General features: G+C 61.8%; 12 protein-coding genes. 2 read left to right on the forward strand and 10 right to left on the reverse strand.

Annotated elements, in window-relative coordinates; translation table 11 throughout:
- Positions 1–113: 113 nt before the first annotated feature.
- The 6 genes from PSH94_RS16675 to leuC form a co-directional block, all read right to left on the reverse strand.
- Positions 114–1,124, reverse strand: coding sequence for an aspartate-semialdehyde dehydrogenase (locus tag PSH94_RS16675; RefSeq protein WP_181081666.1), 1,011 nt, complete (start codon positions 1,122–1,124; stop codon positions 114–116).
- 236 nt (positions 1,125–1,360) lie between these two features.
- On the reverse strand, positions 1,361–2,473 hold the full coding sequence (gene asd, locus PSH94_RS16680) for an aspartate-semialdehyde dehydrogenase (protein WP_181081916.1): 1,113 nt from the start codon (positions 2,471–2,473) through the stop codon (positions 1,361–1,363).
- Positions 2,474–2,537: 64 nt separating this feature from the next.
- Positions 2,538–3,620 carry a 3-isopropylmalate dehydrogenase gene (leuB, locus tag PSH94_RS16685; RefSeq protein ID WP_181081915.1) on the reverse strand — a complete coding sequence of 361 codons (1,083 nt, stop codon included), beginning with the start codon at positions 3,618–3,620 and terminating at the stop codon, positions 2,538–2,540.
- 52 nt (positions 3,621–3,672) lie between these two features.
- Entirely contained in the window at positions 3,673–4,437 is a 765-nt protein-coding gene (locus PSH94_RS16690) for a class I SAM-dependent methyltransferase (RefSeq protein ID WP_253508540.1), read from the reverse strand.
- A 126-nt stretch (positions 4,438–4,563) separates the two neighbouring features.
- Entirely contained in the window at positions 4,564–5,208 is a 645-nt protein-coding gene (leuD, locus tag PSH94_RS16695) for a 3-isopropylmalate dehydratase small subunit (protein WP_034099174.1), read from the reverse strand.
- A 10-nt stretch (positions 5,209–5,218) separates the two neighbouring features.
- Entirely contained in the window at positions 5,219–6,637 is a 1,419-nt protein-coding gene (gene leuC / locus PSH94_RS16700; RefSeq protein WP_266246156.1) for a 3-isopropylmalate dehydratase large subunit, read from the reverse strand.
- A 139-nt stretch (positions 6,638–6,776) separates the two neighbouring features.
- Here leuC and PSH94_RS16705 point away from each other — a divergent pair, with 139 nt between their 5' ends.
- Together PSH94_RS16705 and PSH94_RS16710 are read left to right on the forward strand one after the other, a co-directional pair.
- A complete protein-coding gene (locus tag PSH94_RS16705) occupies positions 6,777–7,667 on the forward strand; it encodes a LysR family transcriptional regulator (RefSeq protein WP_305435361.1) in 891 nt (296 codons plus the stop codon).
- Positions 7,668–7,737: 70 nt separating this feature from the next.
- Positions 7,738–11,013: a PAS domain S-box protein gene (locus PSH94_RS16710; RefSeq protein ID WP_305435363.1), complete on the forward strand. Its 3,276-nt coding sequence runs from the start codon at positions 7,738–7,740 to the stop codon at positions 11,011–11,013.
- A gap of 40 nt (positions 11,014–11,053) precedes the next feature.
- On the opposite strand, the gene PSH94_RS16715 is transcribed toward PSH94_RS16710, so the two are convergent.
- The 4 genes from PSH94_RS16715 to PSH94_RS16730 all read right to left on the reverse strand — a co-directional run bounded on the left by PSH94_RS16715 (position 11,054) and on the right by PSH94_RS16730 (position 14,673).
- Positions 11,054–11,962, reverse strand: a complete 909-nt coding sequence (locus tag PSH94_RS16715; RefSeq protein ID WP_305435365.1) for a hypothetical protein — start codon at positions 11,960–11,962, stop codon at positions 11,054–11,056.
- Between the two features lie 386 nt (positions 11,963–12,348).
- A complete protein-coding gene (locus tag PSH94_RS16720) occupies positions 12,349–13,308 on the reverse strand; it encodes a tRNA-dihydrouridine synthase (protein WP_305435367.1) in 960 nt (319 codons plus the stop codon).
- Between the two features lie 55 nt (positions 13,309–13,363).
- Positions 13,364–13,798, reverse strand: a complete 435-nt coding sequence (locus PSH94_RS16725; RefSeq protein WP_305435369.1) for a thioesterase family protein — start codon at positions 13,796–13,798, stop codon at positions 13,364–13,366.
- Positions 13,799–13,839: 41 nt separating this feature from the next.
- Positions 13,840–14,673: an alpha/beta hydrolase gene (locus tag PSH94_RS16730; protein ID WP_181081515.1), complete on the reverse strand. Its 834-nt coding sequence runs from the start codon at positions 14,671–14,673 to the stop codon at positions 13,840–13,842.
- Positions 14,674–14,683 lie beyond the last annotated feature (10 nt).

The following is a 14,683-nucleotide window of genomic DNA, read 5'->3' on the forward strand; positions in this document are numbered from 1 at the left end:
GCTGCCATATAAGGCATGGCGAGCCGATAGGTCACCGACGCGCAATTGTTCCTGCTTGGGGCCAAGCATAGCGCCTGGTTAGAATCAATCTACAAATTGCCGCCAAGTATCTTTTACGCAAGGCCTTTTATCAACAACTGCGCCAGTTGCACGGCGTTCAGCGCGGCGCCTTTGCGTACGTTATCTGACGTCACCCAAAGATTTAGTTCCGCCGGGTCATCCACGCCGGCACGTATACGCCCAACATAGACCACATCCTGGCCCACTGCGTCACCTACGGCAGTCGGGTAATCGCCCTCCTCGACCCGTTCAATGCCTGGCGCCGCATCCAGTGCACGATTCACGGCGGCCAGGTCGACCGGCGCCGCCAGCTGCAGGGACACTGTCAGGCTATCGCCAAAAAACACCGGGGCTTGAACGCACGTTGCGCTAATTTTCAGCAACGGAGTGTCCAGCACGGCACGCAATTCGTGTATCAGCCTTTTCTCCAGGTCGGTATGCCCCTGGGCATCGGGCTTTCCGACCTGCGCCAGCAAGTTAAAGGCCATCTGACGATCAAAGAACGTCGGTTCCAACGGGCGTACATTAAGCAGCTCCGCCGTCTGCCGCGCCAGCTCACTGACAGCTTCGCGCCCCTGGGCCGACACAGCCAGGCAGGCGGTGACGCTCACGCGCTGGATATCCAGCAGACCCCGCAGCGGGGCAAGCACCACCGCCAGGTGGGTCGCCGATGGGCTCGGGCTGCCAAGCTGGAAAGGTTTGCGCATGCCGTCCAGTACATGGGCATTGGCCTCCGGCACCACGTGCGGTGCCTGCTCGGCGGGCAGCGCGCCCGACAGATCGATCACCGAGCAACCCGCCGCGGTGGCGCGCGGGGCGAAGCTTACGGTCACGGCCGGACCGGCGGCGAAAAACGCCAGCTGCGCTTTGCTGAAGTCGAACTCATCGACCTCCCTGACCCGCACGTTCTTGCCACGAAACGGCACCGAGGCCCCGGCGGAGTTACTGCCCGCCAACAGGTACAGGGTGCCTACCGGAAAATCCAACTCTTCGAGAATCTGCACCAGGGTTTCACCCACGGTGCCGGTGGCGCCGATCACGGCGATTTCAAAGGTCTGGGTCATGGCGGTAGCCTCGGGCAGTGCGGGGGGAGCGGCACTTTACCGGGTGGCCGGGAGTGAGGCAATTGGTGTGGGGGTGTGGTGGGGCGGATGGCGCTATCGGGGGCAAGCCCCCTCCCACCTTTGAATTGTGAATACATTCCACTGTGGGAGGGGGCTTGCCCCGATAGCGCCCGAACGCACAACAAAAAACCCGCGCCTGTCACCAGAACGCGGGTTTCTCTTAACGCCTCAGGCGATCAACGCTCCAGCAGAATCCGCAACATGCGACGCAGCGGTTCGGCCGCGCCCCACAGCAGCTGGTCGCCGACGGTGAACGCGCCCAGGTACTGGGTGCCCATGTTCAGCTTGCGCAGACGGCCCACCGGCACGTTCAGGGTGCCGGTGACCTTGGTCGGGCTCAGCTCCTGCATGCTGATCTCGCGGTTGTTCGGCACCAGCTTGACCCATGGGTTGTGCTGGCTGATCAACGATTCGATATCGGCGATCGGCACGTCTTTGTTCAGTTTGATGGTCAGCGCCTGGCTGTGGCAACGCATGGCGCCGATGCGCACGCAGATACCGTCGACCGGGATCGGACTCTTGAAGCGACCAAGGATCTTGTTGGTCTCGGCCTGGGCCTTCCATTCCTCACGGCTCTGGCCGTTGGGCAGTTCCTTGTCGATCCACGGGATCAGGCTGCCGGCCAAAGGCACACCGAAGTTCTCGGTCGGGTAAGCATCGCTGCGCATGGCTTCGGCCACGCGGCGGTCGATGTCGAGGATCGCGCTGGCCGGGTCGGCCAATTGATCGGCGACAGCCGCGTGGGTCGCGCCCATCTGCTTGATCAGCTCGCGCATGTTCTGCGCGCCGGCGCCGGAAGCGGCCTGATAGGTCATGGCGCTCATCCACTCGACCAGCCCGGCTTCGAACAGGCCGCCCAGGCCCATCAGCATCAGGCTGACGGTGCAGTTGCCGCCGACGTAGTTCTTGGTGCCGGCGTCCAGTTGCTGGTCGATGACCTTGCGGTTGACCGGGTCGAGGATAATCACCGCGTCATCCTGCATGCGCAGGCTCGAGGCGGCATCGATCCAGTAGCCCTGCCAGCCGGCTTCGCGCAGCTTGGGGAACACTTCGCTGGTGTAGTCGCCACCCTGGCAGGTCAGGATCACGTCGAGGGTCTTGAGCTCGTCAATGCTGTAGGCATCCTTGAGCGGAGCAATGTCCTTGCCCACGGACGGCCCTTGGCCACCCACGTTCGACGTGGTGAAAAACACCGGCTCAATAAGATCGAAATCCTGCTCTTCCAGCATCCGCTGCATGAGCACGGAACCGACCATACCGCGCCAACCGATCAGACCTACACGTTTCATCGCAACTACACCTTGTTAAAAAGTGGGCCGCCTTGCAGCAACAACTGCAAGCGGGCCCGAGAGATTACAGATTCCGCAGCGCGGCGACTACTGCGTCGCCCATTTCTTGCGTACCGACCCGGGTGCAACCCTGCGACCAGATGTCGCCGGTGCGCAGGCCCTGGTCCAGCACCAGGCTCACGGCCTTCTCGATGGCATCCGCCGCGTCGCTCAGGTTGAAGCTGTAACGCAGCATCATCGACACCGACAGAATAGTCGCCAACGGGTTGGCAATGCCCTGCCCGGCGATGTCCGGCGCCGAACCGTGGCACGGCTCGTACATGCCCTTATTGTGGGTATCCAGAGACGCCGAGGGCAGCATGCCGATGGAACCGGTGAGCATCGAGGCCTGGTCGGACAGGATGTCGCCGAACAGGTTGTCGGTGACGATGACGTCGAACTGCTTGGGCGCGCGTACCAGCTGCATCGCCGCGTTGTCGACGTACATATGGCTCAGTTCGACGTCCGGGTAGTCCTTGGCCACTTCCTCGACGATCTCGCGCCACAGTTGGCTGGAAGCCAGGACGTTGGCCTTGTCCACCGAGCAGACCTTCTTGCCGCGTACGCGGGCCATGTCGAAACCGACACGGGCGATACGGCGGATTTCGCTCTCGCTGTACGGCAGGGTGTCATAGGCCTGGCGCTCGCCATTTTCCAGCTCGCGCACACCGCGTGGCGCGCCGAAATAGATACCACCGGTCAGCTCGCGCACGATCAGGATGTCCAGGCCCGACACCACCTCCGGCTTGAGGCTCGACGCATCGGCCAGCTGCGGGTAGAGGATCGCCGGGCGCAGATTGCCGAACAGGCCCAGTTGCGCGCGGATTTTCAGCAGGCCGCGCTCAGGGCGGATATCACGCTCGATCTTGTCCCATTTCGGCCCGCCCACGGCGCCCAGCAGCACCGCATCGGCGGCGCGGGCGCGGTCCAGGGTTTCGTCGGCCAGGGGCACGCCGTGCTTGTCGATGGCAGCGCCGCCGATCACGTCGTGACTCAATTCGAAGCCCAGGCTGTACTTGCTGTTGGCAAGCTCCAGGACCTTGACTGCTTCGGCCATGATTTCCGGACCAATACCGTCGCCAGGGAGAATCAGAATCTGCTTGCTCATGGGTTCCTCATTTCATCGAGCGACCTGCCCGCGGGCGGGTCGGGAAAATTAATCAGCGTTCGGCCCAGACCACCAGCACGTCGGTGCTGAAAGTGCCGTCGGCCTGAATCTCGTAGTAATCGCGCACTTCCTGGCCCATCGCCTGCTGTAACTCAAGGATCGCCGCGCGCAACGCCTGCGGTGTACGCATGCGCTCGACCCAGGAGGTGTATTCCAGGCGCAGACGCTGGCGGCTGCTGTTGCGCACGTGCAAGCCGGCTTCGCTGAGCTGGCGCATCCACTCAGCGCCAGAGTAATCGCGCACATGACTGGTGTCGCGCAGCACTTCGACGGTTTGCAGGTAAGTGTCCAGCAACGGGCTGCCGGGTGACAACACATCGATAAAGGCCGCCACACCGCCCGGCTTGAGCACCCGGCGCACTTCGCGCAGGGCCAGGCCCAAGTCGCTCCAGTGGTGAGCCGAATAGCGGCTGAATACAAAATCGAACTCGCCGTCGGCAAACGGCAGGCGCTCGGCGGCGCCGTTTACCGTGCTGATATTGGTGAGACCGCGATCCTGCGCGGCGCCAGCCACTACGTCGAGCATCTGCTGGGACAGGTCGTAGGCCACGACTTCCTTGACCAATGGCGCTACATGGAAACTCACATGACCGGCACCGCAGCCCAAGTCCAGCAGTCGTGCACTGCCCTGCCCGGCCAGCTCGGCCTGGAGCAGCGCGAATTCGGTGCCCTGGGCGTGCACGGCACTGCTCAGGTAGGCCGAGGCCTGTTCGCCGAATTGTTTTTGCACGACTTGGGTGTGGGCGGTGGCGTTCATGGTGTTTCCCCTGGATTTGTGTTGTTAACACTGGCCTCATCGGGGGCAAGCCCCCTCCCACATTTGGAATGCAGGCCCCTGTGGGAGGGGCTTGCCCCCGATGGCGGCGGTCCTGCCTACATCAATTTACGCGTCACGAAACAACCAAGGCTGGCTGGCCCGGTGTTTGGCTTCGAACGCCGCAATCGCATCGCCGTCCTGCAGGGTCAGGCCGATATCGTCCAGGCCATTGAGCAGGCAGTGTTTGCGGAAGGCATCCACTTCAAAGTGGTACACCTTGCCGTCCGGACGGGTCACGGTCTGCGCGGCCAGGTCTACGGTCAACTGGTAGCCCACAGTGGCTTCCACTTGCTGGAACAGCTCGTCCACCTCGGCGTCGCTCAGGATGATCGGCAACAGGCCGTTCTTGAAGCTGTTGTTGAAGAAGATGTCGGCAAAGCTCGGCGCGATGATGCTGCGAAAGCCGTACTCTTCCAGCGCCCACGGCGCGTGTTCACGGCTGGAGCCGCAACCGAAGTTTTCCCGGGCCAGCAATACACTGGCGCCTTGGTAACGCTCGGCGTTGAGCACGAAATCCTTGTTGAGCGGGCGCTTGGAGTTGTCCTGATAGGCGTAGCCCACGTCCAGGTAACGCCACTCGTCAAACAGGTTAGGGCCGAAGCCGGTGCGCTTGATCGACTTCAGGAATTGCTTGGGGATGATCTGGTCAGTGTCGACGTTGGCACGGTCCAACGGTGCGACAAGACCGGTGTGTTGGGTAAAAGCTCGCATCGGGTATTCCTCAGATCAATTCGCGAACGTCGATGAAACGACCGTTGACGGCAGCCGCAGCGGCCATGGCCGGGCTGACCAGGTGGGTTCGCCCACCGGCGCCCTGGCGCCCTTCGAAGTTACGGTTGGAGGTGGACGCGCAATGCTCGCCGGATTCCAAACGGTCCGGGTTCATCGCCAGGCACATCGAGCAGCCCGGTTCACGCCACTCGAAACCGGCTTCGAGGAAGATCTTGTCCAGGCCCTCGGCCTCGGCTTGCGCTTTGACCAGGCCCGAGCCCGGCACCACGATGGCTTGCTTGATGGTCGAAGCCACTTTGCGGCCTTTGGCGATCACCGCCGCGGCGCGCAGGTCTTCGATCCGCGAGTTGGTGCAGGAACCGATAAACACGCGATCCAGCTGGATGTCGGTGATCGCCTGGTTGGCCTTCAAACCCATGTACTTCAAGGCGCGCTCGATGGAACCACGCTTGACCAGATCGGCTTCCTGCGCCGGGTCCGGCACGTTCTGGTCGACGGCCAGCACCATTTCCGGCGAAGTGCCCCAGCTGACTTGCGGCTTGATCTGGGCAGCGTCGAGTTCAACCACGGTGTCGAACACCGCATCGGCATCGGACACCAGGTCCTTCCAGGCTTCGACCGCAGCGTCCCAATCGTCGCCCTGCGGTGCGAATGGACGACCTTTGACGTATTCAACGGTCTTCTCATCCGCCGCCACCATGCCCACACGCGCACCGGCTTCGATGGACATGTTGCAGATGGTCATGCGGCCTTCGATGGACAAATCGCGGATCGCGCTGCCGGCGAACTCGATGGCGTGGCCGTTACCGCCGGCGGTGCCGATCTTGCCGATCACCGCGAGGACGATGTCCTTGGCGGTCACGCCGAACGGCAAGGTGCCTTCGACGCGTACCAGCATGTTCTTCATCTTTTTGGCGACCAGACACTGGGTCGCGAACACATGTTCCACCTCGGAGGTGCCGATGCCATGGGCCAGGGCGCCGAATGCACCGTGGGTGGAGGTGTGCGAGTCGCCGCAGACCACGGTCATGCCCGGCAAGGTGGCGCCCTGCTCCGGGCCGATCACGTGCACGATGCCTTGACGCACGTCATTCATCTTGAATTCGGTGATGCCATATTCATCGCAGTAATCGTCGAGCGTCTGCACCTGCAGGCGCGACACCTGGTCGGCGATCGCTTCGATGCCGCCCTTGCGCTCTGGAGTGGTCGGTACGTTGTGGTCCGGGGTAGCAATGATGGAGTCGACGCGCCAAGGCTTGCGCCCGGCCAGTCGCAGGCCTTCGAACGCTTGGGGCGAGGTCACTTCATGGATGATGTGACGGTCGATGTAGATCAGCGACGACCCGTCATCGCGCCGTTTCACTTCATGGGAATCCCAAAGCTTGTCGTAAAGCGTTTTGCCGGCCATCAGTCGGTCCTCATCAGCGGTGTTTCATACGCCGGGCTTTTCAATAACCCTTTGGCTTGTGAGGCTGATGGTATGGCGCTACATTAAATAACTCAAATTCATATTTTTTATGCTTTGGATTACCAACTGGAATACGACAATGGACCTGGCCAACCTCAATGCTTTTATTGCCATCGCTGAAACCGGCAGCTTTTCCGGGGCCGGTGAGCGCCTGCACCTGACGCAGCCGGCCATCAGCAAGCGCATTGCCGGCCTGGAGCAGCAGCTCAACGTACGATTGTTCGATCGCCTGGGGCGCGAGGTCGGCCTGACCGAAGCCGGGCGCGCCCTGCTGCCGCGCGCGTATCAAATCCTCAATGTGCTGGACGACACCCGCCGTGCCCTCACCAACCTCAACGGCGAAGTCAGCGGACGGCTTACCCTCGCCACCAGCCACCACATCGGACTGCATCGCTTGCCCCCGGTGCTGCGCACGTTTACCCGGCAATTTCCTAATGTGGCGCTGGATATTCAGTTTCTGGATTCGGAAGTGGCCTACGAAGAAATCCTGCATGGCCGCGCTGAAGTGGCGGTGATCACCCTGGCGCCCGATCCTCATCACCTGGTAAGTGCCACCCCGGTGTGGGACGACCCACTGGATTTCGTGGTCGCGCCGGAACACAGCCTGGCCAGCCATGGCCGTGTGAGCCTGGCCGATATTGCCGGCCACCCTGCGGTGTTCCCCGGCGGCAACACGTTTACCCACCATATCGTCAGCCGGCTGTTCGAGGCCCAGGGGCTTACCCCGAATATCGCGATGAGCACCAACTACCTGGAAACCATCAAGATGATGGTGTCCATCGGCCTGGCCTGGAGCGTGCTGCCGCGCACCATGCTCGACGACCAGGTGGCCAGTGTCGCTTTGCCGGGCATACAGCTCAGTCGCCAGCTAGGCTATATCGTGCACACCGAAAGGACGCTGTCGAACGCTGCGCGGGCTTTTATGAGCCTGTTGGATGCTCAGGTCGAATTGCCGGGGCAACCGGCATGAGCCTGTGCGTCCCGGCTTCCTGAAGTCAAGCCGCGCTGTTTGCCCATGAGTGAGCCAAGGCCCTTTGATAATGCGCACCCCCGTCGATTCCGTGCCACCGCTGCCTCGCATCTACGCCCTCGACCCTCGCGAGGCCGAACAAAGCTGGGACAGCGCCCCGCAACTGCTGGCCGCGCTGAACGCCGCGCGATTGGGCGCCTGGTGCTGGGACATCGACAGCGGGCGTATCAGTTGGTCACGGGGCACCCAGGCGCTGTTCGGTTTCGATCCACGCCAGCCCTTGCCCAAGGACCTGGACTACCTCGAACTGCTGGACCCGGCCGACCGCGCCCGCGTGGTGCGCGCTTTTCATGCGGTGCTGGCGGGCGAGCCGTTCGAACAGGCCATGCACCACCGCATCCAATGGCCCGATGGCACGTACCATTGGCTGGAAGTCAACGGTAGCCTGCTGCCGGACAAAGCCGGACGTCGCCGCATGATCGGCGTGATCCGCGAGATCACTGAGCAGCGCGAGCGCGAACGTGCCCTCAGGCACTCCGAAAAGCGCTTCGCCACGCTGTTCCACCTGTGTCCGAATATGGTGCTGCTGACCCGCCAGGCCGACGGCCTGATCAGCGAAGCCAACCAATATTTCGAGATGCTCTTCGGCTGGCCTCTCGCCGAGGCGCTCGGCCGCACCACCCTGGAATTGGGCCTGTGGCGCCATCCCGCACAACGCGCGCAACTGGTCAAAGCCACCCAGCGCAAAGGCCAGCCCATCACCATGGAGGTGCAATTCTGCGCCAGCAACGGCCAAGTCCATGACGGCACGCTCAGCGCGCAAAAAGTCGAGCTCGAAGGCGAGGCGTACCTGATCAGCACCTTTCTCGACACCACCGAACGCAAGAACGCCGAGCAAGCCCTCAAAGACAGCCAGGAACGCCTCGACCTGGCCCTGGACTCCGCGCAACTGGGCACCTGGGACTGGCACATCCCCAGCGGCATGCTCTACGGTTCGGCCCGCGCCGCCCAACTGCACGGCCTGCCGCCGGAGCCCTTCCATGAATCCTTCGACGCGTTCTTCGAGGGCATGCCCGAGGAAGAGCGCGACAACATGCGCCACGCTTACCGTACCCTGCGCGAAGGCCCGGCCGGCAGCTATCAACTGACCTACCGCGTGCCCATGGAGGACGGCAGCTCGCGTTACTTGGAAAGCCGCGCCCGCCTGTACCGCGACGACCAGGGTGCGCCACTGCGCATGGCCGGGACCCTGCTGGACATCACCGACCAGGTCGAACGCGAACAACGCCTGAGCGCCTCCGAAGAAAAATTCGCCAGCCTGTTCCAGGCCAGCCCCGACCCGATCTGCGTAACCAGCCAGGACAGCGGCGTGTTTATCGAGATCAACCCGGCCTTTACCCAAACCTTCGGCTGGACCGCCGCCGAGGTGCTCGACAAGAACGCCGACCAGATCGGCCTGTGGAACGACGCCAGCCAGCGCGTCGGCAGAATCGAGCGGGTGATTCGGGAGAAAGCCCTGAATAATGTGGCCGTAGTGGCCCGGCATAAGGACGGCCGCAACCTGACCTGTGTGATTTCCAGCCGCCTGATCAAAGTGGGCGATCAACCGTGCATTGTTACGACCTTGCGCGACATTACTCAGCAGCAACGTTCGGAGGCCGCCCTGAAAGCCAGCGAAGAGAAATTCGCCAAGGCATTTCATTCCAGCCCGGACGCGATCTCGATCACCGAGCGCGACACCGGCCGCTACGTGGAAGTCAACGATGGCTTCTGCCGCCTGACCGGCTACCGGTCCGAAGAAGCCATCGGCCTGACCCTCTACCAGATCGGCATCTGGGCCGATGACAACCAGCGCTCGGCGCTGCTGGCCGAACTGCAGATAAAGGGCCGCATCAACCACCTGGAGATGCTCTGGCGCAACAAGCGCGGCGAGTTGCTGGCCGTGGAAGTCTCGGTGGAGCCCATCACTTTGAATGAAATCCCGTGCCTGCTGCTGACGGCGCGGGACGTCAGCCTGTTGAAAAACGCCCAGGCGCAGATTCGTCACTTGGCTTACCACGACCCGCTGACCAACCTGCCCAACCGCGCGCTGCTGATGGACCGTCTCAGCCAGCAGATTGCCTTGCTCAAGCGCCACAACCTGCGCGGCGCGCTGCTGTTCCTGGACCTGGATCACTTCAAACACATCAACGACTCGCTCGGCCATCCGGTGGGCGACACCGTGCTGAAAATCGTCACGGCGCGCCTTGAGGCCAGCGTGCGCATGGAAGACACGGTGGCGCGCCTGGGCGGCGATGAGTTCGTGGTGCTGCTCAGCGGCCTTGAGGGGTCGCGCCTGGAGGTCAGCCGCCAGGTGCAGGGCCTGGCCAACACGCTGCGCGAGCTGCTCTCGGAGCCGATGTTTCTGGATGGTCACCGCCTGCAGGTCACGCCAAGCATGGGCGTGGCGTTGATTCCCGATCACGGTTCCACGCCGGCCGATTTGCTCAAGCGTGCCGACATCGCCCTGTACCGCGCCAAGGACTCGGGCCGCAACACCACTCAGATGTTTCACAACAGCATGCAAAGGACCGCCAGCGAACGCCTGCGCATGGAAACCGACCTGCGCCTGGCCCTGTCACGTGGCGAGTTCAGCGTGCACTACCAGCCCCAGGTTGACGCGCGCGGCAACACAATCGTCGGCGCCGAAGCGCTGGTGCGCTGGCAACACCCGCAACTGGGCGCGCAGTCGCCGGCGGAATTTATCAAAGTGCTGGAAGACAGCGGCCTGATCCTGGAAGTCGGCACCTGGATTCTCGATGAGGCCTGCGCGGCGTTTGGGCAATTGCTTCAGGAAGGCAAGATCGACCCGTTGAATTTCAGCCTGTGCGTGAACATAAGCCCCAGGCAGTTCCGCCAGAACGACTTCGTCGAGCGAGTGGAGCGCAGCCTGCAGCAGCATGCCCTGCCCTGCAGCCTGCTGAAGCTGGAAATCACCGAAGGCATCGTGATCCAGAACCTGGATGACACCATCAGCAAGATGCGCCGCCTGAAGAAACTCGGCGTGAGCTTTGCCATGGATGACTTCGGCACCGGCTACTCGTCGCTGACCTACCTCAAGCGCTTGCCGGTGGACGCGCTGAAAATCGACCAATCGTTCGTGCGCGACGCGACCCACGACCCCAACGATGCCGAAATCATCCGCGCCATTGTGGCCATGGCCCGCAGCTTGAATCTGGAGGTGATTGCCGAAGGCGTGGAAACCCCTGAGCAACTGGCGTTCCTGCAAAAACTGGGCTGCCATTTATACCAGGGGTACCTGCACAGCCGACCGTTGCCGATCGAAGGGTTTACGGCACTCTTATAATGACGCAGACGCCCGCCGAACTTTAAACAACAGCAACCACTTAAATAAGGCCTGTTATCGATTCCGGCCAATAAGGTCTACCACCGCGCCGCCCCCACAACTCTTCGACCCCCTCTATTACCGCAACTGAATGACCGCGCCTTTCGATCGTACCGATCATGCCGTTCAACAATGCAGATAATGGCACCGCCTTAAGATGATGTTTCAAGCCTAACCGCAGTAAACCTTCCCTGGAGTATTCGCCATCATTCAAAGTTCTTATGGCGTGATTAAAACTGCGCGCCGCCGTGCCGTCATTATTTTCCATCTGGGCTCGCTTGGCACTCACGGCAAATAAGAACTGTGCGTCGCGCAGCATCTCCTGATCATTGCCTATAAATTGCGCCCGCCGAGCCGCGGCCTGCAACTCGGACTCACTGAGCTGCAGTTTAAAACCATCTCGCATCTTTACGTGATAACCGTCACTGACGCGTCTGACCTCGGCAAATATATCCGACGGTTTCTGGCCAAACCGCATCATCGCAGCCTTGATCGCAGACACCGTCACACAGTTGCCGTCCGGGCCCTGCCGGAATCCGCTCCATATATCCCTGGGCTTTTTACCGGGTGTCACATCAGGGCTGACGGGCGAAGGCAAGTCAGGTACGACGACCGAGGGCGGCAACGGAATCGTTGGTGGCGGTGGCGGCACAGGCTGCCACCATCGCCCCAATACGGCCATTACACTGCGCACCGTATTGAACAACGTTTGACTCCACATAAAGCCGGTATTGTAAGTACGCGGCGACTTGATAGTTTGAATTGACCGCGCCGCCCCACCAAAAGGCTGGATAGAAGCATTATTCGACATCGGTATAAACCCAGCCTCGCACCGAGACGTTTTTATACTCCGCTGTTCGTTATTCAAACGAGGATAAAAAATTTCACGCTTAAAAAAAGAAACACGCATCCTCCCCTCCCAGACTCAACGACCGTCATACCGATTATTTTCATTAGAGGATTAAGCTTTCAGTGATCATCCGAACAAATCAAAGCGCGCTTAATACGCTCAATCAGTGGCGCGAGGGACTGGCAAGTTCCAGTCTTACCGGTAACAACAAGCTGCTATTGCTGAAAAAACAGCAATTACGGCTTACGCTTGCTGGGAGTTTTCTGAATATTGCTCACGCATGGAATCGGCCAGCGCCCTGTGCTTGAGCGGTTTACGCGCGGAAGGCGTGAACTCGACATCGCGACAACAACATCGGAACGCAGGTCGAGCTCGCAGCTTCTTGCCACAATCAAGCGGCACAAAAAAGGCGCCTCAGGGGCGCCTCGGACTTCAAGCCATTCTCGTCAAGCCGCAATTGGGTGCGTCATGCCCAGCAAGCGGCTGACGCGCTCCAGTTGTGTCTCGCGGCGCATGGCGGTAAACAGCTCTACCGCTTCGGGGTAGTTGCGCGTGAGCATCGCCAGCCACTGCTTCAAGCGGCCGGGTGCCTGCTTTTCTGTCAGTTGCGCCACCGATTGCCGCCAGAATTCTTGCAGCATGGGCTGCAGCTCGGCCCAGGTCATTTCCACCACCTGGGCACCTGCGCGGGCCGCCGCGATTTGCCGCGCCAGGTCCGGACGCGCTACCAGGCCACGACCGAGCATGATGTCTTCGGCACCACTGACTTCGCGGCAGCGTCGCCAGTCGTCAACGCTCCAGATATCGCCATTGGCGAACACCGGCACCTTGACCACGTCCTGCACACGGGGGATCCATTCCCAGTGCGCAGGCGGCTTGTAGCCATCAGTCTTGGTACGCGCATGCACCACGATATGCGCAGCACCGCCCTCGGCCAACGCCGTGGCGCACACCAGCGCACCGTCCGGGCTGTCGAAGCCCAGACGCATTTTGGCGGTGACCGGGATATGCACCGGTACGGCGCGGCGCACATGCTCAACGATCCGGTTAAGCAACTCCGGCTCCTTGAGCAGCACGGCCCCACCGCGCGATTTGTTGACGGTCTTGGCTGGGCAACCGAAATTCAGATCGATCACCTCGGAGCCCAACTCGCAGGCCAGGGCGGCGTTTTCCGCCAGGCATACCGGATCGGAACCGAGCAACTGCACACGCAAGGGCACACCTGCGGCGGTGTGGGCACCGTGCAGCAGTTCAGGTGCGAGCTTGTGGAAATAGGCCGGTGTGAGCAGGCGGTCATTGACGCGGATGAATTCGGTCACGCACCAGTCAATCCCACCCACGCGCGTCAGTACATCGCGCAGGATGTTGTCGACCAACCCCTCCATGGGCGCCAAGGCAATTTGCATGGAAAACACTCAAGAAAAATCGTGGCGCAGTTTACTGGGTTTCCCACCGCAACCGTTAACCCCCTGTCAGGGCAGGCCCATAGCCGTCGAGAAAATCGACCGGCATGCGCTTGGGCTTGCCGCTGGACAGCTCGATGCATACAAAGGTGGTCTGCGCCCGTAGCAAGGTAGCGCCATCTCGGGGTCGGACCAGTTGGAAGCGGCGGGTCATCTTCAGCCGCTGGTCCCAATCGACGATCCAGGTGGCCAGTTGCAGCTCATCGCCTTCATAAGCGGCGGCCAGGTAATCGATCTCATGGCGCACCACCGCCATGGCACGGTCCAGGCGACGGTATTCGGCAAGGTCCAGCCCCAGGCGCTGGGAATGGCGCCACGCGCAGCGCTCGAGCCAAGCGACATACACCGCGTTGTTGGCATGCCCCAGCCCGTCGATGTCTTCAGCGGCGACCTGCAGATCGATGATAAACGGCGTTGCCAAATCCCAGCCCATGCCTTGCTCCCGGTCGATTAATGTCGGCGGGCAGCAGTGTATCAGGCACTTTGCCGTGCCTGTAGACGAGCGCCGCCCAGCAGCATCAGCACACCGTCGATCACCCGCGGATCGGCCAGTACCTTCTGATGGCCGCCCTGCTCCAGTTGCAGCAGGCGGCTGTCGAACCAGGCATCATGGATGGCCTTGGCGGCTCTGACCGGGACAAAGGTGTCGTCTTCAGCGTGCACAATCAGGCCTGGGATATTCATGTGGTAATGCGCCACGTCCAGATGCTTGAGCGGCATGCCAAAGGTCAGCTCGACCTCCTGGATAAATGCTGCACGCGCTCGCGCCGGCAAGCCCATCATGCGGGAAAAGCCGCCCAGCGCATCCAGAAACCGCGACGGCGCGGCGATGCTGACCAATGCCTGGGTGCGCAACCCCAGCTGCACGGCGAGCATCGCGCTGGCGCCGCCCATGGAATGGCCGATAACCGCATGCAGCGGCGGCAACTCGGCAGCCGCCTCCAGCATGGCGCGGGCGAATAGCAGCACGTGGGCTTCGCGCCCTGGAGAATGCCCATGGGCCGGCCCGTCCAGGGCAATCACCGAGTAGCCGTTGTCGATCAGTGCACCGATCAAGCTGGCAAATTGGGTCGGGCGACCTTCCCAGCCATGCATTAACAGCACCGCAGGCCCTTCGCCCCAACGCAGGGCCGACAAGCCGAACCGCAAAGTGATGCGCTGGGCCTGCGCCAGCATCGGCAACTCCCACTCACGGGGCGGCAGCGCGCGCGGGGTCATAAACACACGGCGCATTCTATTGGCTACCGTTTGCGGCGCCACGCGCCCCAACGTACCGTTGACACCTCGCACCCAGGTTAACGCGCCCATCGCCAGCTCC

It is taken from the genome of Pseudomonas sp. FP2254, from assembly GCF_030687695.1.
GTDB lineage: Bacteria > Pseudomonadota > Gammaproteobacteria > Pseudomonadales > Pseudomonadaceae > Aquipseudomonas > Aquipseudomonas quebecensis.

Bases quoted from the DNA above. Each gene is read 5' to 3' on its own strand.
- PSH94_RS16675 (WP_181081666.1), bottom strand. From the start codon at position 1,124: ATGACCCAGACCTTTGAAATCGCCGTGATCGGCGCCACCGGCACCGTG.
- asd (WP_181081916.1), bottom strand. From the start codon at position 2,473: ATGAAACGTGTAGGTCTGATCGGTTGGCGCGGTATGGTCGGTTCCGTG.
- leuB (WP_181081915.1), bottom strand. From the start codon at position 3,620: ATGAGCAAGCAGATTCTGATTCTCCCTGGCGACGGTATTGGTCCGGAA.
- PSH94_RS16690 (WP_253508540.1), bottom strand. From the start codon at position 4,437: ATGAACGCCACCGCCCACACCCAAGTCGTGCAAAAACAATTCGGCGAA.
- leuD (WP_034099174.1), bottom strand. From the start codon at position 5,208: ATGCGAGCTTTTACCCAACACACCGGTCTTGTCGCACCGTTGGACCGT.
- leuC (WP_266246156.1), bottom strand. From the start codon at position 6,637: ATGGCCGGCAAAACGCTTTACGACAAGCTTTGGGATTCCCATGAAGTG.
- PSH94_RS16705 (WP_305435361.1), top strand. From the start codon at position 6,777: ATGGACCTGGCCAACCTCAATGCTTTTATTGCCATCGCTGAAACCGGC.
- PSH94_RS16710 (WP_305435363.1), top strand. From the start codon at position 7,738: ATGCGCACCCCCGTCGATTCCGTGCCACCGCTGCCTCGCATCTACGCC.
- PSH94_RS16715 (WP_305435365.1), bottom strand. From the start codon at position 11,962: ATGCGTGTTTCTTTTTTTAAGCGTGAAATTTTTTATCCTCGTTTGAAT.
- PSH94_RS16720 (WP_305435367.1), bottom strand. From the start codon at position 13,308: ATGCAAATTGCCTTGGCGCCCATGGAGGGGTTGGTCGACAACATCCTG.
- PSH94_RS16725 (WP_305435369.1), bottom strand. From the start codon at position 13,798: ATGGGCTGGGATTTGGCAACGCCGTTTATCATCGATCTGCAGGTCGCC.
- PSH94_RS16730 (WP_181081515.1), bottom strand. From the start codon at position 14,673: ATGGGCGCGTTAACCTGGGTGCGAGGTGTCAACGGTACGTTGGGGCGC.